The organism is Sphingobium sp. (assembly GCF_033795625.1).
Lineage (GTDB): Bacteria > Pseudomonadota > Alphaproteobacteria > Sphingomonadales > Sphingomonadaceae > Sphingobium.
This window is the reverse complement of sequence record NZ_JARYGI010000013.1, coordinates 62,136-83,439: the sequence shown is the minus strand read 5'-3', so window position 1 is coordinate 83,439 and position 21,304 is coordinate 62,136. Positions and strand designations below refer to the sequence as shown.

At 62.2% G+C, this 21,304-nt stretch carries 18 protein-coding genes; 11 read left to right on the top strand and 7 right to left on the bottom strand.

Going from position 1 to position 21,304, the window contains the following annotated elements:
* Window position 1: 1 nt before the first annotated feature.
* From tolQ to QHC67_RS08895, 6 genes are all read left to right on the top strand, one after another.
* The gene (gene tolQ, locus QHC67_RS08920) at window positions 2-697 is read left to right on the top strand and encodes a protein TolQ (protein ID WP_319293493.1); all 696 of its coding nucleotides are present in this window, start codon (window positions 2-4) and stop codon (window positions 695-697) included.
* Window positions 697-1,182, top strand: a complete 486-nt coding sequence (locus QHC67_RS08915) for an ExbD/TolR family protein (RefSeq protein WP_319293342.1) — start codon at window positions 697-699, stop codon at window positions 1,180-1,182. Before tolQ ends, QHC67_RS08915 begins: the two co-directional genes overlap by 1 nt.
* 12 nt (window positions 1,183-1,194) lie before the next feature.
* A complete protein-coding gene (locus QHC67_RS08910; protein WP_319293340.1) occupies window positions 1,195-2,157 on the top strand; it encodes a cell envelope biogenesis protein TolA in 963 nt (320 codons plus the stop codon).
* Window positions 2,154-3,482, top strand: a complete 1,329-nt coding sequence (gene tolB, locus QHC67_RS08905; RefSeq protein WP_319293338.1) for a Tol-Pal system beta propeller repeat protein TolB — start codon at window positions 2,154-2,156, stop codon at window positions 3,480-3,482. The genes QHC67_RS08910 and tolB overlap by 4 nt, the downstream gene beginning before the upstream one ends.
* A gap of 116 nt (window positions 3,483-3,598) precedes the next feature.
* A complete protein-coding gene (gene pal, locus QHC67_RS08900) occupies window positions 3,599-4,111 on the top strand; it encodes a peptidoglycan-associated lipoprotein Pal (RefSeq protein WP_319293336.1) in 513 nt (170 codons plus the stop codon).
* 212 nt (window positions 4,112-4,323) lie between these two features.
* On the top strand, window positions 4,324-4,977 hold the full coding sequence (locus QHC67_RS08895; RefSeq protein WP_319293334.1) for a hypothetical protein: 654 nt from the start codon (window positions 4,324-4,326) through the stop codon (window positions 4,975-4,977).
* Window positions 4,978-5,051: 74 nt separating this feature from the next.
* On the opposite strand, the gene QHC67_RS08890 is transcribed toward QHC67_RS08895, so the two are convergent.
* From QHC67_RS08890 to QHC67_RS08880, 3 genes are read right to left on the bottom strand one after another with little or no spacing between them, the layout of a single operon-like run.
* A complete protein-coding gene (locus QHC67_RS08890) occupies window positions 5,052-5,354 on the bottom strand; it encodes a hypothetical protein (RefSeq protein WP_319293332.1) in 303 nt (100 codons plus the stop codon).
* A 28-nt stretch (window positions 5,355-5,382) separates the two neighbouring features.
* Window positions 5,383-8,307 (bottom strand): pitrilysin family protein, encoded by a 2,925-nt coding sequence (locus tag QHC67_RS08885; protein ID WP_319293330.1) that lies wholly within the window; start codon window positions 8,305-8,307, stop codon window positions 5,383-5,385.
* 9 nt (window positions 8,308-8,316) lie between these two features.
* Complete coding sequence (locus tag QHC67_RS08880) at window positions 8,317-8,454, bottom strand: hypothetical protein (RefSeq protein WP_319293328.1); 138 nt, start codon at window positions 8,452-8,454, stop codon at window positions 8,317-8,319.
* A 26-nt stretch (window positions 8,455-8,480) separates the two neighbouring features.
* Here QHC67_RS08880 and QHC67_RS08875 point away from each other — a divergent pair, with 26 nt between their 5' ends.
* Window positions 8,481-10,139 (top strand): M28 family metallopeptidase, encoded by a 1,659-nt coding sequence (locus tag QHC67_RS08875; RefSeq protein WP_319293326.1) that lies wholly within the window; start codon window positions 8,481-8,483, stop codon window positions 10,137-10,139.
* A 179-nt stretch (window positions 10,140-10,318) separates the two neighbouring features.
* Window positions 10,319-12,898, top strand: coding sequence for an ATP-dependent chaperone ClpB (clpB, locus tag QHC67_RS08870; protein ID WP_319293324.1), 2,580 nt, complete (start codon window positions 10,319-10,321; stop codon window positions 12,896-12,898).
* 63 nt (window positions 12,899-12,961) lie between these two features.
* Here the strand turns inward: clpB and QHC67_RS08865 are convergent, their stop codons facing one another.
* A complete protein-coding gene (locus QHC67_RS08865; protein WP_319293322.1) occupies window positions 12,962-15,874 on the bottom strand; it encodes a TonB-dependent receptor domain-containing protein in 2,913 nt (970 codons plus the stop codon).
* A gap of 383 nt (window positions 15,875-16,257) precedes the next feature.
* Here QHC67_RS08865 and QHC67_RS08860 point away from each other — a divergent pair, with 383 nt between their 5' ends.
* Window positions 16,258-16,803 carry a hypothetical protein gene (locus QHC67_RS08860; RefSeq protein WP_319293320.1) on the top strand — a complete coding sequence of 182 codons (546 nt, stop codon included), beginning with the start codon at window positions 16,258-16,260 and terminating at the stop codon, window positions 16,801-16,803.
* A gap of 15 nt (window positions 16,804-16,818) precedes the next feature.
* Here QHC67_RS08860 and QHC67_RS08855 read toward each other — a convergent pair whose 3' ends face one another.
* The 3 genes from QHC67_RS08855 to xseA are packed head-to-tail and all read right to left on the bottom strand — an operon-like array spanning window position 16,819 to window position 19,468.
* Entirely contained in the window at window positions 16,819-17,721 is a 903-nt protein-coding gene (locus QHC67_RS08855; RefSeq protein WP_319293318.1) for a M23 family metallopeptidase, read from the bottom strand.
* The gene (locus tag QHC67_RS08850) at window positions 17,721-17,945 is read right to left on the bottom strand and encodes a DUF2093 domain-containing protein (protein ID WP_319293315.1); all 225 of its coding nucleotides are present in this window, start codon (window positions 17,943-17,945) and stop codon (window positions 17,721-17,723) included. The genes QHC67_RS08855 and QHC67_RS08850 overlap by 1 nt, the downstream gene beginning before the upstream one ends.
* 17 nt (window positions 17,946-17,962) lie before the next feature.
* Window positions 17,963-19,468 (bottom strand): exodeoxyribonuclease VII large subunit, encoded by a 1,506-nt coding sequence (gene xseA / locus QHC67_RS08845; RefSeq protein WP_319293491.1) that lies wholly within the window; start codon window positions 19,466-19,468, stop codon window positions 17,963-17,965.
* Between the two features lie 7 nt (window positions 19,469-19,475).
* Here xseA and purD point away from each other — a divergent pair, with 7 nt between their 5' ends.
* Together purD and QHC67_RS08835 are read left to right on the top strand one after the other, a co-directional pair.
* Window positions 19,476-20,756, top strand: coding sequence for a phosphoribosylamine--glycine ligase (gene purD / locus QHC67_RS08840; RefSeq protein WP_319293313.1), 1,281 nt, complete (start codon window positions 19,476-19,478; stop codon window positions 20,754-20,756).
* A 34-nt stretch (window positions 20,757-20,790) separates the two neighbouring features.
* A complete protein-coding gene (locus tag QHC67_RS08835; protein ID WP_319293311.1) occupies window positions 20,791-21,300 on the top strand; it encodes a hypothetical protein in 510 nt (169 codons plus the stop codon).
* Window positions 21,301-21,304 lie beyond the last annotated feature (4 nt).

Here is a 21,304-nt window from a genome sequence, read left to right as displayed (position 1 = left end):
CATGCCCGCCCTTACTCTCGCCACCGACGCCGCCACCATATCGCCGCTGGCCCTGTTCCTTCAGGCCGACATCGTGGTGAAGGCCGTCATGCTCGGCCTGCTGCTGGCCAGCATCTGGACATGGGCGATTATCATCGGTTTCGGGATATCGTTGCGCCGCACCCGCAAGACGTCGGCGCAATTCGAGAATGATTTCTGGCAGACCGACGACATCGACCGCTTTTATGAAACGCGGGCAAAGGCGGAACTGCCGAGCGCCAAGGTGATGGCGGCAGGGGTGTCCGAATGGCGGCGCTCAACAGCATCCAAGACGATCGACCGCGAAGGCACGCGCGACCGGCTCTCCACGGCTATGAGCAGCGCGTCCGCGGCGGAAGTCGACCGGCTTTCGGATCGGCTGAACATCCTTGCCACCATCGGCAGCGTCGCGCCATTTGTCGGGTTGTTCGGAACCGTGTGGGGCATCATGCGCGCGTTCACATCGATTGCAGCGGAGCAGAACAGCAGTCTTGCCGTCGTGGCGCCAGGCATTGCCGAGGCATTGTTCGCGACGGCCATCGGCCTGTTCGCGGCTATCCCGGCGGTGATCGCGTATAACCGCTTCAGCCATGCCATCAACCGGATCGAGGCGGGACTGCATCGTTTTGCCGACGCGTTCTACGCCACGCTCAGCCGTGAACTAGAAAGCCAGCGCTGATGGCGATGAGTGGCCCTCCATCCAGCCGTCGCGGCGGCCGTCGCGCGCCGATGGCGGACATCAACGTTACGCCGCTGGTCGACGTGATGCTGGTGCTGCTCATCATCTTCATGGTGACGGCGCCGCTACTGGTGACGGGCGTTCCGGTGAACCTGCCTGACAGCAAGGCGAAGGGGCTGGATCAAGACCAGAAGCCCACGGTCGTTTCCCTTGACCGGGATGGCGGTCTGTTCGTGAATGACGCGCAAGTCACCATGGCTGACCTGCCCAGCAGGCTTGCGGAAATCCGTTCGGCCAATGCGGGGATGGAGCCGCCGCAGATATTCCTGCGTGCTGACACCGCCCTCGATTACGGGCGGGTGATGGATGTGATGGGCGAGTTGAACGCGGCGGGCCTCAACAAGGTCGCGCTCGTCAGCACCAGCGTTGCCGACACCCCGGCTGGAGCAGGCGCAGCCAGCACGCGTTCAGACGCGCAGCCGTAAAGGCCGCTGAATATGGAACGGTCCGAGAAGATTGGCTTTGGCATTGCGACGGCGGTGCATGTGCTGCTGTTCAGTGCGCTTTCGACTGGCTTTCTCACGACGCCCAATCCGCTGAAGCTGAACTCCCCGCCAATGGACGTGAGTCTGGTGGACGAAGTCGCGCTGCGATCCGCCGCGCCGGAGATATCGCGCCAGCCGCCGCCCCCCAGCGTAGCGCCTGAAGTGGGGGAGACGGCAGAGCCAGCGCCCAGCGAACCCGCGCCGTCCGAGCCCGAAGTCGCGCCGCCACCTCCGCCCAAGCCGACACCGCCAACGCCCAAGCCAGTACCCAAGCCGGCGCCTGCAACACGTCCGGTGGAGCGCGCAAAACCCAAGCCGCCCGCGCCAAAACCTGCGCCCGAGAAAGCCAAGCCTGCCAAGGTGACGCCGCCCGCCGAGCGCGCCAAGCCGGCCCCCGCGAAGGCAAAGCCTGCGCCTGCGAAGTCCACTCCCAGCAAGGCGCAAGCGAAGCCCGCACCCGCCAAGCCCGCCGCAGCGACCGGCAAAGGCAAGGCCGACCGGCCCCGCGGCTCTCAACTCGGCCCCGACTTCCTGAAAGGGATCGAGAGCGAAGCGGCACCCTCCCCTGCCCCGGCCGCGCCCGCAGCCTCCGTAGTGGGCGCAAAGCAAAAGGCCGCGCTGGACGGGGAAATCCGCCGACAGTTGAAGCCGCACTGGAAAGCGCCCACCGGCGCGGATGCAGAAAAATTGCGCACGATCGTCGCGGTAGAACTGACACGTAGCGGCGCGATCTCCGGTTCACCCGAAGTGGTCGATACGACCGGCGTGACTGCGAGCAACCGGGCGCAAGTCAAGCTGCATCAGGAACTCGCAGTGAAGGCTATTCGGCTGGCCGCTCCGTTCAAACTGCCGCCTGACCTTTATGACGGCTGGAAATCCCTCCGCATCGCATTCGACAAGAGGCTATCGCAATGATCGACTGGAAGAAATTCGCCGCCGCGGCGACATTGACGATCGGAGTGCTATCCGCTCCGGTCCATGCGCAGCTCAGCGTCGACGTGACGGACGAGAGTGCATCCAACCTCAAGATCGCCGTGCCCGCCATGCCAGCACAGCAGTCGGTCAGCACGCCCGCGGGCACGACGGACGAACTGGGACGCAAGATCGCGGAAGTGATTGCCTCGGACTTGCGCGGTTCGGGCCTGTTCGAGCCTTCGGGTCCGGGCGGAATGCCGGGCGTGACGGTGCCGGAAGTGACTTTCCCATCCTATGACAAATGGGGCAGCTACGAAGCGCTCGTGCAGGGCTTCGTGCGGTCGACCGGCGGCAATGCCGACATTACGGTCGGCTGCTACCTATATGACGTTGCGCTGAAGTCCGAACTGACGCGGCAAGGCTATGTCGTCAGCCCCGGTGATTGGCGGCGGGCGGCACATAAATGCGCCGATGCGATCTACGCCCGCTTATCGGGAGAAAGTCCGTTCTTCGACAGCCGCATAGCTTACATTGCGGAAAGCGGGCCCAAGGACAAGCGCGTCAAGCGGCTGGCGATCATGGACAGCGACGGGGCAAACCACCGCTTCATCACCAATGGCCAGAGCCTTGCCCTCACCCCGCGCTTCTCGCCGGATTACAAGTCCATCGTTTATGTGAGTTACCTCGCCAACCGCGTCCGCATCTTCGTATATGACATAGGCACCGGCAAGCAGCGGCTGGTGACGGAAAGCGGCAACGCGACCTTCGCACCGCGCTGGTCGCCGGATGGGCGCAACTTGCTGTTCTCGATGGCGGTCGGCGGCAATACCGACATCTATCGTGTGTCGGCACAGGGCGGCGCGCCGGTCCGGCTGACGACCTCCCCCGCCATCGACGTAGGTGGCAGCTATTCGCCGGACGGCAGCAAGATCGTGTTCGAGAGTGATCGCTCAGGTGGTCAGCAACTCTACGTGATGAATGCCGATGGGTCGGGCCAGCAGCGGATCAGCCATGGCGGCGGGCGCTATGCGACGCCCGAATGGTCGCCGCGTGGCGATCTTATCGCCTTCACCAAGATCAGCGGCGACTTCAAGGTCGCAGTCATGACGCCAAGCGGCGACAATGAGCGAATCCTGACCAACGGCTGGCAGGATGAGCAACCAAGCTGGTCGCCTAACGGCCGCGTGCTGCAGTTCTTCCGGACGAGCGCGGGTCGCACCGGCGCCAGTCAGGTGTGGCAGGTCGATCTGACCGGCGTGAACGAACGCCGCATTCCGACGCCGCTTAACGGTTCCGACCCGGCGTGGGGGCCGCTTCTGCCCTGAGCCGAGGGAACCGGAGGAGCCATCAAGCGTAATCGTCTTGACAGCGTAACAATCAGAGCCAAGCATCCACGAGCATCAGACGGATCGGCACATACTACCATCCAGAGGAGAACATCATGAACGCATTGTCCCGGAGCCTGTTGATGGCCACTGCCGTTATCTCGCTTGCCGCATGCTCGAAGAAGCCCCCGCAGGAACTACCCCCCGCTCCCGCTGACAATAGCAGCGTGACGGACACCGGCGCTGGCACCTCGGGGCCCGTCAAGGGCAGCCAGGAAGACTTCGTGGCGAGCGTCGCCGCCGATCGCATCCTGTTTGACACCGATCAGTTCGAAATCGATTCACAGGACCAGAGCATCCTGCAGAGCCAGGCACAGTGGTTGCAGGCCAATCCGAATGTTCGCGTGACGATCGAAGGTCATGCCGACGAGCGCGGCACCCGCGACTACAACCTTGCCCTCGGCGAAAAGCGCGCAAACTCGGCGAAGAATTATCTTGCGTCATTGGGCATTGCCTCATCGCGGATCACGACGATCAGCTACGGCAAGGAACGCCCGGCCGCGATGGGATCGGACGAAGGCGCCTGGGCGCAAAACCGCCGTGCCGTGACGGTGACTGTTCAATATTGATCCGGGCTTCGGATCTCGAAAGGCCCGTCGGTTGTAGAACCGACGGGCCTTTTCGTTTCGCACCGGCAACGTAAGCCGTTCTGCTCATTGAACTTTTTTAGGGTAATCTGATTAGGGCTACTATAATTTTAACTATCTCCACTTAAGCAGGATCGGTGTCCGGTGCAGCCAGCGCTGGACGTGCCCACCCCTGCTTCCGTGCGAGAGCCTCCATGCGTTTTCTTCCCCTGCTTCCCGCTATTCTCCTTCTCTCTGCCGCCGCTACACCTGCCATCGCGCAGGACGCCGCCCGCGTGACCGTCGGCGTGACCGGCGGCTCGCTGGGCATAGGTCCGGAAGTCTCCTACCGCGCATCGGACCATTTCGGCCTCCGCGGCAACGCCACATTCCTCTCCTTCAGCCAGGGGTTCGATTCAGACGATCTCGACTATGATGGCAAGGTCAAGCTCCGCTCGGGCGGTGTCATGGTCGATCTGTATCCCTTCAATAGCGGCTTCCGCATTTCGGCGGGCGCACGCAGCAATGGCAACAAGGGTCGTGTCGTCGCTACCCCCAGCGGCCCCGTCACCATCAACGGCACGACTTACACCCCTGCCCAGATCGGTACGCTGAGTGGCCGCGCGAAGACCAAGAACTTCGCGCCGACGCTGACGCTGGGCTATGGCGGCGGCATTCGGCCAGGTCTGGCGTTCGGCGTCGATGCTGGCGCGATGTTCCAGGGTACCGTGCGCCTGCATGATTTCGTCGCCAGCAATGCGATGATCCGTGCCGAAGACATCGAGGCGGAGCGCCGGGACCTGCAGGACGATATCGACAGCTACAAGGTCTATCCGGTGCTGCAATTCTCGCTCGGCTATCGCTTCTGATCGCCAGCGAATGAAACAAGAAGGCCCGCCAGTCGCGTGACTGGCGGGCCTTCTTGTTGTGGCTCAACTTAGTGTCAGGCGCGGCGCTTGCCCGTCATTGCGGCCGATCCGAACGCGCCCAGCGTCACCGTGGCGGTCAACGTGTCGCCCTCGACCACCCCCTCGGCTTCCAGCGTCATCGGCATCGGAACGGTCATGTCCATCTTCCACGTGAGCCGATTGCCGTCCACTTTACCATCCTTGACGTCCAGCGAGCCAAGCGGCCCCGCATTCGTGCCATGGAAAGTATCGCCGTTGCTGATGACCGTGAAGACGCTCGTCTGGTCCCCCATCGGAGTCTTGGTCACGCAATCATAAGCGCCGTCGACTGTTGCCATCTTGTTTTCTCCTGAAGATCCGTAGGGCCTATTTGGTGGCTATGGAGGCGCTGTCAACGACCGTGATCGGAATGCCAAGCTTTTGCAGCTGAGGCATGACGACAGCCTTGTCGCCGACGACGACCCAGGTGATCTTATCCGGATCGATCATCTTGCGCGCCATAGTGTCAAGTTGTGGCGCGGTGAGAGCCTTGTAGCGATCGGCCAGTGTCTCGACATAATCGAACGGGCGCTTGAAGAGCACATCCCGTTGCATCTCGCCCAGCACGTCGGCGGACGTCTCGAAGCTGCCCGCCAGTTCGCGTGTGCTGCCGTTGACGGTCCGCTCCAGTTCCGCGGGCGTCACTCCCTTGGTCGACAGGAAGTCCTTCATCTGCCCTTTAAGCGCGGCGATAGAGGGGCCGGTCTGGTCCGCCTGCACTGGCGCGACAATGATATAGGGCAACTGGTTCTCGAAACGATTGACAGTCGAGAATACGCCGTATGACCAGCCCTTCGTCTCGCGCAGGTCCATGTTGATCCGGCTGAGGAAATTGCCGCCGACAATGTCGTTTGCGGACAGGAAAGTGACGAGGTCGTCCGTTCCCTTGGCATTCAGAAGCTGGCCGCCATAGATCACCGACTGCGGTGATTGCGGACGATCGACAAGCACGATGCGGGATTGCGCGGCCGGTACGGGCACCTCGAAATTCTTCTTGCCCGGCAAGTCACGTGTCATCCGCCAGGTGCCGAAGCGCGCCTCCAGCATCGGCTTCAATTCAGCCAAAGTCGTGTCGCCGACCGCAAAGATTTCCGCATTGTCGCCGCGTATCCACTTGTTGTGGAAGCTCGCCAGATCATTCGGCGTCAGCGCCTTGACCACCGCTGGGTCGCCAGTGCCACTGGACGGCACACCATAGGGATGATCCTTGCCATAGATGAGCGGCGGCAGGGTGCGGCTTGCCAGCGCCTGCGGCTGCGTCAGTTCCTGCGCGATCTTGGAAAGCTGCTGGGCGCGTACTCGCTCCAGCTCCTTCGCGTCGAAAGCGGGGTTCTTGATCACGTCCGCCAGCAGGTCGAGCGAGGGGGCCAGGTTCGGCATCAGCGAGTAAAGCGATACGCTGGTGCGATCCATGCTCGCGCCGACAGCGATGGCCGCACCCAGGCGTTCCTGCTCCTCGGCGATCTGGATGCTGTTGCGCGTGCGCGTGCCTTCTTTCAGCATCGCCAGCGTCATCGCCTGCGTACCAAGCTTGTCATGCGGATCGGCGGCGTTGCCGGCATCGAACACGACCGAGAGGCGCAGCGTCGGCACTGTCTCGCGACGGGCGAAATGCACCTTGATGCCATTCGACAGCGTAGTGGTCTCGACAGTCGGGAAATCGATGTTCGGGACTGCGCCCACCTGCGGCAGCTTGCTGCGATCGACTGCGGTCCGCGGCGCGCTGGTTGCAAGCGCGGCCATATCGATGGTCGCCTTCCCCGCGCCGCCGTCCTCGGGCATCCGGTAAAAGGCTGGCGCACTGACGACGCCGCTGCGGATCGCGGTCTTGCCGCCCGCATTCTGATAGGCGGCGCGCTCGCCCGGCTCGACCGTCAGTGCGAAGACCGGACGCGTCAGCCATTTCTGCATCGCAGCCGTGACTTGCGCTGGCGTCGCCTCGGCCATTTCCTTCAACTGCTTGGCGTAGAAGGAGGGGTCGTTGGAGTAGAGCGCGCCCTCCGCCAGCGTGACGGCTTTGCCGGAAAAGCCGCCGACGGATTCGAGCCCGCCGATGGTGCCCGAGATGCTGGAGGTCGCGACCCGCGCCACTTCATCCGCCGTCGGTCCCTTTGCAAAATAGTCTTTGAGCAGCGCATCCAGCTTTTCGCCAACCATCTTCGCGTCGACGCCGGGTTTCACGTCCACCGTCACTTCGAAGAACGATAGCTGCGCGAAGTCCTGAAGCGAGGCGGTTACGGCAACGGCCACCTGCTGCTTGCGAACCAGTTCATTGTCGAGCCGCGAGCTGGCAAGGCCACCCAAAACGCTGGCCCCGATCTCCAGCGGCGTTTCGGCCGGATCGTTAAGGCCCGGCACCGCCCACCAGCGGTAAAGCCGCGTGGTCGCTACGCGATCCTTCATCACCTCGTCCTTGCGTGCGGGCAGCGATGGGACCGGCACATTGACGGGCTGGACCTTCTTGCCCGCCGGGATGTCGCCGAAATATTTCTGAACCAGCGGCTTTGCCGTGGCGACGTCGATGTCGCCCGCCAGCACCAGCACGGCATTGTTGGGGCCATAATGATCCGTGAACCAGCCCTTCACATCCGCGAGGCTGGCTGCATCCAGATCCGCCATCGATCCGATGGTCGAGTGCGCATAGGGGTGCCCCGCAGGCAGCAGCCCTTCCAGCTGAGCATATTCGACGAGGCCATAGGGCTGGTTGTCTCCCTGCCGCTTTTCGTTCTGAACGACGCCGCGTTGGTTATCCAGCTTCTCCTGCGTCACCGCGCCGAGCAGATGGCCCATGCGGTCGCTTTCCAGGAACAGCGCAACCTCCAGCGCGGACTTGGGCACCGTTTGGAAATAGTTGGTGCGGTCGAACCAGGTGGTGCCATTGAAATCCGTCGCGCCGACCTGTTGCAGCGGCTCGAAGAAGTCGCCGGGTGAGTTTTCCGATCCATTGAACATCAGATGCTCGAACAGATGGGCAAAGCCGGTTTTCCCTTTCGGTTCATGCTTGGAGCCGACATCGTACCAGATCGACGTGGCGACGACCGGCGCCTTTCGGTCGGTATGGACGATGACGCGCAGGCCGTTTTTCAGCGTGAACTGATCATAGGGAATCTTGACGGCGGCGACGAGATCCTCGACCGGCGCGGGCTTCGACGCCGCGGCTTGCTGCGCAATAACGGGTGCGAACGGCACGGCAAGAGCCAACGGCGAAGCGGCGAGCGCCAGCGCGATACGGGGGGCGAGAATGGGAGGCATGAAGATCCTTCAAAGACGCAAGCTGACCGGCGATGAGCCGATCGCGATGCCAAGCAGAATAGCGAGCCGTTTTAGCGGCGCAATACGCTTTCCGCTGGACAGCGCCTTTCGCAGCTTTAGTTTTAACGGCAGCGGGCGCTTGCCCAAGCCAACTTCCGGAGAGAAGCTTTCCCATGACTATCCGTTCCCTCGGCGCAGCGCTGACGCTTGCTTTGCTATCCACTTCCGCCCTCGCCCAAGGCGACAAGACGGCCGACTTGCCGGTGTTCACGCCCGAAGGCGTGCGCGCCCACGTCGCGTTCCTTGCCGACGACATGCTCGAAGGGCGCGACACCGGCAGCAAGGGCTTAGAGATCGCGGCTCGCTACGTCGCCACTCGGTTTGACGCCTTGGGCCTGAAACCGGGCGGTGAAAATGGGAGCTGGTATCAGATCGTCACTTTCCAGCAGACCGACCGAGGCGCAACGCCGGGTACCGTGACGATCAGCGGCGCGGGCGCGGAGAAAAGCTGGAAGCATGCGACCGAGGTGCTGATCGGCACCAATGCGAATGAGCCCAAGCTGGACATATCCGCACCGCTGGTTTTCGTCGGCTATGGCATCGAAAGCGCGCCGCTGGGGCTCAACGACTATGCCGGACTGGACGTGAAGGGGAAAATCGTCGTCACCCTGCGCGGCTTCCCCAAGGGGATGCCGAGCGAGGAAGGTGCGCATGTTGGCGCAACCAAGGCGGAAGCGGCGCAGCGCCATGGCGCAATCGGCATCATCAGCGTGGGTACTCTCCAGTCGATGAAGGCGCGGCCATGGGAGCGGATGCTGCAAACCGCTGATGCGTCGAGCTTCACCTGGGTCGGCAAGGACGGCAAGGCGTTCGACGAAGCGCCGGCCATCCGCGCCTCCGCGTCGCTCAACGGCCCGGCTGCGGACGCAGTGTTCGCGGGCGCGCCAAAGTCGCTCGCCACGATCCGCAAGGAAGCAGACAAGGCTGGCGGTCGCCCCAAGGGCTTTGCGCTGAAGACCAGGATCCGCATTCAGAACGAAAGCACGAGCAAGCGGATCACCAGCCCAAATGTCGCGGCGATCCTGCCAGGGTCCGACCCCAAGCTTGCCAGCGAACATGTCGTGCTGTCCGCGCATCTCGACCATATCGGCATCAGCAAGGCGAAGGCGGGCGAACCGGCGGACAAGGACCGCATCAACAATGGCGCGCTAGATAATGCGGCGGGCATAGCGACGATGCTTGAGGTAGCGCGCGCCGCCGCAAGCGCAACGACGAAACCGCGCCGCTCGATCATCTTCCTCGCCTCCACGGCGGAAGAGCGCGGGCTGCTGGGAGCAGATTATTTCGCACGTCACCCGAGCGTTCCGGCCGACAGAATCGTCGGCAATGTCGATCTGGACATGCCGCTGCTGCTTTATCCCTTTACGGACGTGATCGCCTTCGGAGCGGACCACTCGACGCTCGGCCCTATCGTTGCCAAGGCCGTCGCGCCGATGAACCTGAAGCTCGCGCCCGATCCGATGCCGCAGGAGAGCATCTTCGTGCGCTCTGACCATTATATGTTCGTGAAGCAGGGCGTACCCGCCGTCTTCCTCGCGACTGGCTATGCCAATGGCGGGGCGAAAGCGTGGGAGACGTTCCTGTCGGGCAATTACCACCATCCCGGCGACGACATGAACCAGAAGATAGACTGGGAAGCCGGGGCGCGCTTTGCCGAAGCGAACTACCGGATCACGCGTGCGATGGCGGACAGCGACGTAGCTCCGATGTGGTATGAAAAGGACTTCTTCGGCGATGTGTTTGCACCGGGGGCGAAGAAGGCCAAGAAGTAGCATCTCCACCTTTCGCCCTGAGCTTGTCGAAGGGTCAAGCTGAGCCGCAGGCCAAGCAACTCACTGCGTTCAGCGAAACCTTTCGACTTCGCTCAGGGTGAACGGAATTTTTCATCCCACCCTTGTGTGTCTTTTCAGCAACACCATATCCGTGCCTGTATCTGGTTTAGGGCAATGATATGAACCTCGAAAAATTCACAGACCGCGCCAAGGGTTTCCTGCAATCTGCGCAGACCGTCGCGATCCGCATGAACCATCAGCGGATCAGCCCGGAGCATCTCTTGAAGGCGCTGCTCGAAGACGAGCAAGGCATGGCATCCGGCCTGATACGCGCGGCGGGCGGCGACCCCGCCACAGCCATGCGCGAAACCGACGCGGCATTGGCCAGGGTGCCCGCGGTCTCCGGAAGCGGCGCGCAGCAGACGCCGGGGCTCGACAATGACTCCGTGCGCGTGCTCGATCAGGCGGAGCAGGTCGCGCAGAAGGCCGGCGACAGCTACGTCACGGTCGAGCGGCTGTTGCTCGCGCTCGCCCTCTCCCCGACCTCCACGGCAGGTAAGGCGCTAACCGCCGCGGGCGTAAAGGCCGAGGCACTGAATGCCGCGATCAACCAGCTTCGCGGCGGACGGACCGCTGATACCGCGTCGGCGGAGGATCGCTATGACGCGCTCAAGAAATTCGCCCGCGACCTCACCCAAGCGGCCCGCGACGGCAAGCTCGACCCCGTGATCGGCCGAGACGAGGAAATCCGCCGCACCGTCCAGATCCTCGCCCGTCGCACCAAGAACAATCCCGTGCTGATCGGCGAACCCGGCGTCGGCAAGACCGCGATCGCCGAGGGCCTCGCCCTGCGCATCGCCAATGGCGACGTGCCCGATACGCTGAAGGACCGCACGCTGATGGCGCTCGACATGGGGTCGCTGATTGCGGGTGCGAAATATCGCGGCGAATTCGAGGAGCGGCTGAAGGGCGTGCTCGACGAAGTAAAGGGCGCGGAAGGCCAGATCGTCCTGTTCATCGACGAGATGCATACGCTGATCGGCGCGGGCAAGGGCGAAGGCGCGATGGATGCCTCAAATCTTCTGAAGCCTGCCCTTGCACGCGGTGAACTGCACTGCATCGGGGCGACCACGCTGGACGAATATCGCAAGCATGTGGAGAAGGACCCGGCGCTGCAACGGCGCTTCCAACCCGTGTTCGTGGGCGAACCGACGGTGGAAGACACCGTGTCGATCCTGCGCGGCCTCAAGGAGAAATACGAGCTGCACCATGGCGTCCGGATCACCGACAGCGCGCTGGTCTCCGCCGCGACGCTCTCGCACCGCTACATCACGGACCGGTTCCTGCCGGACAAAGCCATCGACCTGATGGACGAGGCGGCGTCGCGGCTCCGCATGGAGGTGGAGAGCAAGCCCGAGGAAATCGAAAATCTCGACCGGCGCATCATCCAGCTCAAGATCGAGCGCGAGGCGCTGAAAAAGGAAACCGACCGCGCGTCGCAAGACCGGCTCACGGCGCTGGAGGAGGACCTCGCCAATCTGGAGCAGCAATCGGCCGAACTGACGCAGCGCTGGCAGGCCGAGAAGGACAAGATCGCGGGCGAGTCCCGGATCAAGGAACAGCTTGAGGCCGCGCGCCTTGAACTGGAGCAGGCCCAGCGCGCGGGCGACCTCGCGAAGATGAGCGAGCTGTCCTACGGCACGATCCCGCAATTGGAGAAGCAGCTAGCCGCAGCGGCCACCGCTTCGGAAGGCGCAATGCTCCGCGAGGAAGTGACGGCGGAGGATATCGCAGGCGTCGTCGCCCGCTGGACCGGCATCCCGGTCGAGCGGATGATGGAAGGCGAGCGCGAGAAACTGCTGGCAATGGAAACCGAGATCGGCAAGCGCGTGATCGGTCAGGCCGATGCGGTGAAGGCCGTATCGACTGCCGTGCGTCGCAGCCGCGCGGGTCTCCAGGACCCTAACAGGCCGCTCGGGTCGTTCCTGTTCCTCGGCCCCACCGGCGTCGGCAAGACCGAGTTGACCAAGGCGCTCGCCGAATTCCTGTTCGACGACAGCAGCGCGATGGTCCGTATCGACATGAGCGAATTCATGGAGAAGCACTCCGTCGCGCGGCTGATCGGCGCGCCTCCGGGCTATGTCGGCTACGAGGAAGGCGGCGTGCTGACCGAAGCGATCCGGCGGCGGCCCTATCAAGTGATCCTGTTCGATGAAGTCGAAAAGGCGCATGGCGACGTGTTCAACATCCTGTTGCAGGTGCTGGACGACGGCCGCCTGACCGATGGGCAGGGCCGCACGGTCGACTTCACCAACAGCATCATCGTGCTGACGTCGAACCTGGGCAGCCAGTACCTGTCGAACATGACGGATGGCCAGAAAGTGGAGGATGTCGAGCCGCAGGTGAAGGAAATCGTCCGCGCCCATTTCCGCCCGGAGTTCCTGAACCGACTGGACGAGATCATCCCGTTCCATCGCCTGGCAGCCGAGCATATGGGTCCGATCGTGGATATCCAGGTCGGCCGCGTGCAAAAGCTGTTGAAGGACCGCAAGGTAACGCTGAACCTTACGGACGGCGCGCGGGCATGGCTGGGCCGCGTCGGCTACGACCCGGTGTACGGCGCACGTCCGTTGAAGCGCGCGGTGCAGCGATATCTACAGGACCCGCTTGCCGACATGATCCTACGCGGCGATGTGCCTGATGGTGCCACCGTGCAGGTGGATGAGGGTGATGGGGCTTTGGTGTTGGCAGTGAGGTAAACAGAAAGAGGGCCAGAGCAAATGACTCCGGCCCTCTTTTTTTAAGTTGCTAGTCTGCCTTGATTAAAAGCGCAGCTTGCCGGTCACAAAGAACGAACGACCCATTACGTCATAAACATTAGGGTAGGTGTTCGACTGTTCACCGTTGCCACCTTGTTGCGACGAGGCTGCAAGCGGAGGCTTCTTATCGAACGCGTTGTTGACACCACCGGTGAGAGTGAAGTTGTCACTTGCTTCAAACGCCACAGCAAAATCGATGTAGTTTTGCGCTTTGAATTTCTCATAGAAGAAATCTACATCGTCATTATCATCGGTCACTTTGCTCAGATAGCGCCACGATGTCGATAGTGTGAAAGGCCCGTTGATGTACGTGGCGCGGGCGGAATGCTTCCACTTTGGCGTAGGTTGCCCACAGCTGTTCCCGAAGCGACCGGCACATTCATTGACCAACGGTACCCCAACGATAGGCGTAAAGTCATATTTCAGGAGGCGGGAACCGTTGAAGCTCAGTGCGATCTTGCTGCTATCCCCGATCAAGAAGCTGTAAGCAAGACCAACATCGATCCCGTTGGTCTTCAGACCACCTGAATTCAGATTGGTATCGACAATCCGCTCAACTTGACCCTGATTGTTGCGGCTGAATGCGTCGCAATATTGATCTAGAGAGTAGACATAGCAAGCTTGGAACAGGTTACTCTGGCCAAGACGAGAAATGTAACCGTCGATTTTTATATTATAATAATCGACGGTTGCCGAAAAGCCGGGAAGCCCGCGAGGCGTCAGGACGCCACCCACTGTCCAGGTTGTCGACTTTTCCTCGCGCAGATTGCTGTTACCCAAAACGGTCGTCGGCGGATTTACCAAGTCAGGGTTGGTCAGGTTTTCGCTGCCCAATTGTGCCGCGGGGACACCCCCAGCAAGACAGGCCGCACCCAAGGTGCTACCCGCGACCGCTGCATCATCGGTTCCGCATGGATCTTCCGCACCGTCGAAGCTGACGGTCTGGCCAAGGAACAACTCGTTGACGCTGGGTCCACGAATGGCCTTTTGATACTGGCCTCGGAATCCCAGTCCTGCGATGGGTTCATACAAGCCACCGGCCGCCCAAGTAAATACGTTACCTACCGCGTTCGAGTAATTCGAATAGCGAGCCGCACCGTTCAATTCGAGGCGGTTTGCGAAAGGCCGATCAGCCAGAAGGGGAACGTTCACCTCACCGAAGAATTCGGTTACGCTATAGCTACCCTGCGTCGGTGCTCCAGGATTGAAGCCCGCAACATTGCCCGAAGCAAGATTCTGATCGGGATCTGTCTTGCCGCTTTCCTTGCGCCATTCGGCACCTAAAGCGATACCGATTCCACCCGCACCTAGATCAAACAGATTGCTGTTCGTGAACGCGATGCTGGCGACCTGCGTCGTATATTCCTCGATATTTGTTGCACCCAAGCCAAGATAGTTGGCTGCATCGGAACTAAGATTGCCGAGGCCAAACAGATTGGCAGGAACGCAGGAGGCCGAGCCGTTAGCGCACACCAGATTGCCACCGCCTGCGACACCTGGGAACGGGTTACCACTCAATGCTCCAGTGGTCGGGTTCTGGAACGCCGTAGTGACAGCACCCAGGAAGTTCGCGAGGTTTACGTTGCCAGTCTGACGCTGAGTATTTTTGGTGCGGGCATACATGTAGTAGCCGTCATAGCTCCAGTCGCTGGTGATATCGCCCTTCATACCGGCGAGGATCCGGAAAGCATTACGCTCATCGACCTGTGTACGTGGCCCGATGCCGGCCGTCCGGAACCCATAGTTGGAAGTTGAGATGTAGCCGTCACCGTCAGTATCGAGACCGCGGAACGTGGCTTGCGTCGCAGGAGAGAAGAACGGCGAATTCACATGAAGCCGGATAGGGCCCAAAGCGCCAGCATCGGCTCCCGTGCCGATCGGCGTGCTGTTGCCAATAGGTGTAGGAGCGAGTTCGCCCGTCACCCGGTTGTTAATGAACTGACCCTGCAGATAAGGCTGGAACGCATCCGATATCTCATAGCGCGCCATCGTGGATATCAGGAAGCGCTTCTGAGGAACCTGCAGAAAGTTCACAGGAGCATAATTATATGCGTCCGTTGATGAAATATAAGGCGTGATCGAACCGTCAGAGCCGAAATCTACGACACTCGAATCGGCATTTGGCAGCGTGACGCGCCCCTGAGGAACCGAACCCGAACCACCGAAGAAGGTAAAGGGCGAACCATCGCTGTTGCGACCGATCTGCAATGCGTTACGCGCAAACCCGCGTGCGCCAGCATAGACCGATTTACGGTCGTAGTAGCCGACATGTGTAACGATGTTACCACGACCGTCTGCAAAGTTTGTCCCTATTGTTCCGTTCACATCCCAATACTGACCATCGCCTCTGCTCGTCACGCCATAGGTTGAATTGAGTTCGATGCCCTCAAAATCCTGCTTCAGAACGAAGTTCACGACACCACCAATAGCATCCGAACCATAAACCGCAGAGCGGCCGCCGGTCACGACATCGACGCGTTCGATCAGAGCCGAAGGAACGGTGTTGAGATCGACCACCTGCGTCGTGTCGAACGAGATATACCGGCGTCCGTCTACCAGCACCAGGGTACGCTGCGTGCCCAAGTTGCGCAGGTTGACCGTGGCAACGCCGCCGCCAGGATTGTTGTCAGCGCCGCTGGTCGAACCAGTGACTTGCGGCATGCTGTTCAGCACGTTCTCGACGTTAGTCTGTCCGCGAAGGGTGAACTCCTCCGAACGCACCACCGATATCGGACTAGCCTGTTCGACTTCGGGGCGCGCAATGCGAGAGCCAGTGACGATAATAGAGTCGGTTGATGCGTCATCCGCGGCCTGCGGCGTGTCCTGTGCGAACGCAACAGTTGCAATCAAAGATGCCCCGATAATTGCTGGAGCGGCGCTTGCGCGCAGTATTGCCCTTTTAGAAAATGTCTTCACGGTCCAGTCCCTTGCTCTGGAGGTTGACAGATAACCTGCCACTTGATCTCCTATGGGGACAATATGCCCGACAGCGGCCCCCACATGGATGAGACGAAATTGCGCGGGGCGGAGCCGCCTGTAAAGCTCGCGAAGCGGCAGTTAGCCGCTTTAGTTCACTGATGTGTCATAATTGCAACAAGCGAAGGATGCTGCAGTTTCATGCTGTTGCAGAAGAATTGTTCGCGCATAGGGACTGCGACGCAGCTATCAGGCAGGCCGTTTTGCAACAGTCGATAGAATGTTTTGCATCATTGCGGAAATCACATCGCCCGTGCGATATCGACTGTATGCCAGAGGGAGCGTGGTTGGCAACGCTGAGAGACGCGGGACGGAGACACCGAATGAAAATAACACGAACTTGTGCTTTGTTACTGTCACTACTGCCCTTTGCTATGACCGCACAGGCGGCTCCGCAGCAGCAAAAGCCGCGCCCTGCAATCTTTACCGAACTGTTGAAATGCCGCGGCATTACAAATGAACAGGAGCGCCTTACCTGTTTCGACCGACAAGTAGCTGCGATGGAATCGGCCGCGCAACGTGACGAGGTAGTCGTTCTGGACAAGGGGGAACTCATAAAAACCAGAAAGACACTGTTCGGCTTTTCCTTTCCCAAGCTGCCTTTCCTGGGAGGAAACGAGGATAGTGGAGAGGAGACAAAGGGAGAAGGCTTCGACCATATTGTCGCGAAGATTGCCTCTGTGAAAAGCCTTGGACATGGCAAATGGCAAATCGGACTGGAAGACGGGGCACAATGGGCAACCACCGAACAAATTGTAGTGCGCGACCCAGAAGTAGGGCAAACGATCGAGGTCAAACGCGCCGCAATGGGTAGCTTCATGGGCAAGATTGAAGGGGGACGAGCCATCCGGATGAAGCGGACAGGATAAGAGGCAAATCCAAGATCACGGGACAGGATCAACGAGCAACAGCGGATCAACCCTCGCCTCGTTCCACTTCATGCCCCAGTGCAGATGAGGCCCTGTCGCACGACCCGTCGCGCCGACGGCTCCGATTCGCTGGCCCTGCCGAACGTGGTCGCCCTCCCGCACATCGATCCGTGAAAGATGCAGGAAAGCGCTGTTCAACCCCGCGCCATGGTCGATGATCAGCAGGTTGCCTTCGAGCGTGAAGGGATGATCCGCCGCGAGCACTACTACGCCGTCGGCAGGCGCCCGAACTTCGGTGCCGGCGGTCGCGGCGACATCCACGTCGCCGTGATAGGCGGCGGGTTGGCCGCGATAGATGCGTTGCGCGCCGAACAGGCCGGACACCCGCCCGAGGATCGGCCATTGGAACCGCTGCCGCCATCCGCGGCTGTCGCTGTGTATTGCGCGGGCCGCCGCGATCTGCGCCAGTTCCGGCGCACGCACCGCGAGAAATGCTTCGGTATCGCGGGTCGGGCGGAGTGGCGCGTCGATGCGCTCGATCCTCCAGGCCCGCGGCGCGACATTCAGCACCTTGGTTACGGAACGCCCATCGGCGGCCACGGCGCGCAAAGTGGCAGTGGGTGCGGCATCCCGGTCGAAGGCGATCAGAAACCGCCCTTCAGGATCGATCGGAACGGCACTGCCATTCAGCGTCACGGATGTTGCGCCCACTGGCGTAGTGCCGATTGTTGCGCCACCCTGCATCACCGCGCCCTCAAGCGCGAAATCGGCATGGAGCGGTTCCTGAGTGATCCTAACCTCCGGCGCGTCGATATGCAGCGGCGCTGGCAACGCTGGCGACGAGGGCTTCGCCATGGGCGCAGCGCATCCCGCGAGCGTCAGCAACCCGGCAATCGAAACACTGGTTCGGGAGAGCATCAGTCGAGCGCACCCCTGGCCGCGCGCGCCTTCATCTCCGCTTCCACCGAATATGTCGCATTGGCATAGGGCTCCTGCCGGGCGACGCTCCAATAGCGCAGTTCCTCCAGCGGAATACGATTGCCCGAAACGGCACACAGCACATGGTCGCCGGGGCTCAGCACACGGAAGCTGTAGGACAGGAAGTGGAGCCGGGCCGGGCGATCGCGGTTGGACATCAACATGAGTGAGGTGTTCCGGTTCAGGATGAGAAAAGGTCCTGCTGCGCCGTACTGCCTCCGCGCGGTTTCGTGCGAGGGCTACGGGGGGCAGCCGGTTGAGGCGCTACTATATCTACGCTGGGGGCTGGCTCAACCCCGCCAATGGTCGCATCCACGCTGTCGCCGATACCGAAGGTCAGCGTGACCCTACCGAGGCGCTGCGCTTCGGCGGCGGTCGTGACGACGTGATCGCCGACAGTGACCAGGGCAAGGCCGGGTCGCGGCGGTCTGCGCGGGTCGAGCGATGCGGCAAGGCGCGACAAGCCGTCCAGCGACGCCGCCGCCATCGAAAGCCGCCGCGTCAGCAATTCGGGACGCAGGCGGATGCTGTCGAGCCGCTGCCGGTCGCGCGCGATCCGCTGGCGTAGCAGCGCGGGGCGTAGGGCACCTGCCGCACCCGCAAGTTCCGCGCGGGCGTCTGTGACGCGATGGCGCAGACCGCGCCCCAACCGCTCACCCAGATCGTCGGCGCGCTGCCGCTGCATCGCCAGCAGCGCATCGGGCGCGGGGAGCAGGCGTACCTGCGTCTCCAGCCGCTCGCGCGCCTGCGCGGCATTTCGGCGGACGGCGCGCCCGGCGCGCAGGCCCTGTTCGGTCAGCATCGCCATCAGGTCGGCGCGGACAGGCACCGCGATTTCCGCTGCTGCCGTGGGCGTGGGTGCCCGAACATCGGCGGCAAAGTCGCACAGGGTCGTGTCGGTCTCATGCCCCACGGCCGATATGACCGGGATCGAACAGCCCGCGACCGCGCGGACCACGATCTCCTCGTTAAAGGACCACAGATCCTCGATCGATCCGCCACCCCGCGCAACGATCACCAGATCGGGGCGCGGCACCGGGCCGTTCACGGGCATTGCATCGAAGCCGCGCACGGCGGCAGCAACCTGCGCAGCGGCGCCCTCCCCTTGCACCAGCACCGGCCAGACGAGAACATGCGTGGGGCAGCGATCCTCAAGACGATGCAAGATGTCGCGGATGACGGCCCCGGTCGGCGATGTGACGACGCCGATCACCTTGGGCAGGAACGGCAGCGGCTTCTTGCGCTCCGCCGCGAACAGCCCCTCGGCGGCAAGCTTCTGCTTCAGCCGTTCGAGCAACTGCATCAGCGCGCCTTCGCCCGCCAGTTCCATCCGCTCGATCACGATCTGATATTTGGAACGGCCGGGATAGGTCGTCAGCTTGCCCGTCGCGATCACCTCTATGCCGTCGGCGGGTGCGAAGGCGAGCCGCCCTGCCCCGCCCTTCCACATCACGCCATCGATCACCGCGCTGTCGTCCTTCAGGCACAGATAGACATGACCCGACGCCGCCCGCTTATAGCCCGATATTTCCCCGCGCAGCTTCACATGGCCGAAGCGATCCTCGACCGTTCGCTTCAACCGCGACGCCAATTCGCTGACCGAAAGCGGCGGCGCGTTGTCGCCCGGCGCATCCTCCGCTAACAGGCGGCCCGACGGATCATAGGCAGACTCAAATTCCGGGGACATGATGGCGATGAACATCCTCTTGCTTGGCAGCGGCGGCCGCGAACATGCGCTGGCGTGGAAGCTGGCGCAATCACCGGCTTGCGATACGCTGTTCGCTGCGCCCGGCAATCCCGGCATAGCGCAACATGGGCAACTGGTCGACCTTGCCGCGACGGATCATGCCGCGGTTCTGGCGTTCTGCTCGGAGCATGCCATCGGTCTTGTTGTGATCGGCCCGGAAGCGCCTTTGGTCGATGGGTTGGCCGACAGCTTGCGCGGCGCAGGCGTGCCGGTATTCGGGCCGTCCCGTGTGGCCGCTCAACTGGAAGGGTCGAAGGGTTTCACCAAGGACCTGTGCCGCCGCGCCAACATCCCGACCGCAGGCTATGCGCGCGTCACGAACAAGGCGGAGGCTCAGGCAGCGCTCGCCCCGTTCGGACTTCCGGTGGTGATAAAGGCGGACGGGCTCGCAGCAGGCAAGGGCGTCATTATCGCGATGACCCATGCCGAAGCGGAAGCGGCCATCGAGGACATGTTCTCCGGAAGCTTTGGCGATGCCGGAGCAGAAGTCGTCATCGAAGAGTTCATGACCGGCGAGGAGGCGAGCTTCTTCGCACTCACCGACGGCACATCAATCCTGCCTTTGGGATCGGCGCAGGATCACAAGCGCGTCGGAGATGGCGACACTGGCCCGAACACCGGCGGCATGGGCGCTTACAGCCCCGCGCGGGTCCTCACCCCGGCTCTGGAGGCGCAGGTGATCGAGGAGATCATCAGGCCTACCGTCGCGGCCATGGCGGCGGAAGGCATGCCCTATAGCGGGGTGCTCTATGCCGGGCTGATGCTGACGCCCACGGGACCGAAGCTGATCGAATATAATGCGCGCTTTGGCGACCCGGAATGTCAGGTGCTGATGATGCGGCTGGAGGATGACCTGGTGGCGCTGCTGCTGGCGGTGGCGCAAGGCAGGCTGGCCGAACTTGGCTCGGTGACGCTCTCGGCCGATCCGGCGCTGACCATCGTAATGGCCGCGAATGGCTATCCGGGCACGCCGGAAAAAGGCGGCGCCATCGCGGGCATATCGGAAGCCGAGGCGACGGGCGCGAAAGTCTTCCACGCGGGCACCGCGCTGGCGGACGGCGAACTGGTCGCAAATGGCGGACGCGTCCTCAACGTGACTGCCAAGGGGCCCAGCGTACAGGCGGCACAGGCTGCCGCTTATGCGGCGCTCGATGCCGTAACTTTCCCGAGCGGCTTCTATAGACGCGACATCGGCTGGCGCGAAGTGGAGCGTGAAGGCGGAGCCTGACTGCAGGCACGGCAATAACAGGAGGGTGAAGACGATGAATGATTTCCTGACGACCTATGGCTTGTGGCTGGTCATAGCCCTGCTGGTCCTGATCGCGCTCGTGTATCTGCTTTCGCGCAAGGGCGGCGATGATGTGGTCGATACGCCTGCACCGACAGAGGAAGCTACTCCAGTTCAGACCATTACTGCGCCACCAGTCGCCGCGGCTCCCCCGCCGCCCGTCGTCGATCCGATGCCCGTCGCCGATGTCCTGGCGCCTGCCGCCCCCATCCCTGTCGCTCCCGCAGCCTCCACTTCGCCGTCCGGTTCGGACAACCTCATGCGCATGAAGGGCGTCGGCCCCAAGCTGGCGGCCATGCTGAACGACCTCGGCGTCACCAGCTTCGCACAGATCGCGGCCTGGACCGACAGCGACCTTGCCGCCGTCGATGCAAGGCTCGGCAACTTCAAGGGCCGCCCTGTGCGCGATCAGTGGATCGATCAGGCTAAATATCTCGCCAGCGGCGACACCGCGGGATTCGAGGCGAAATACGGGAAGCTCTGAAGCC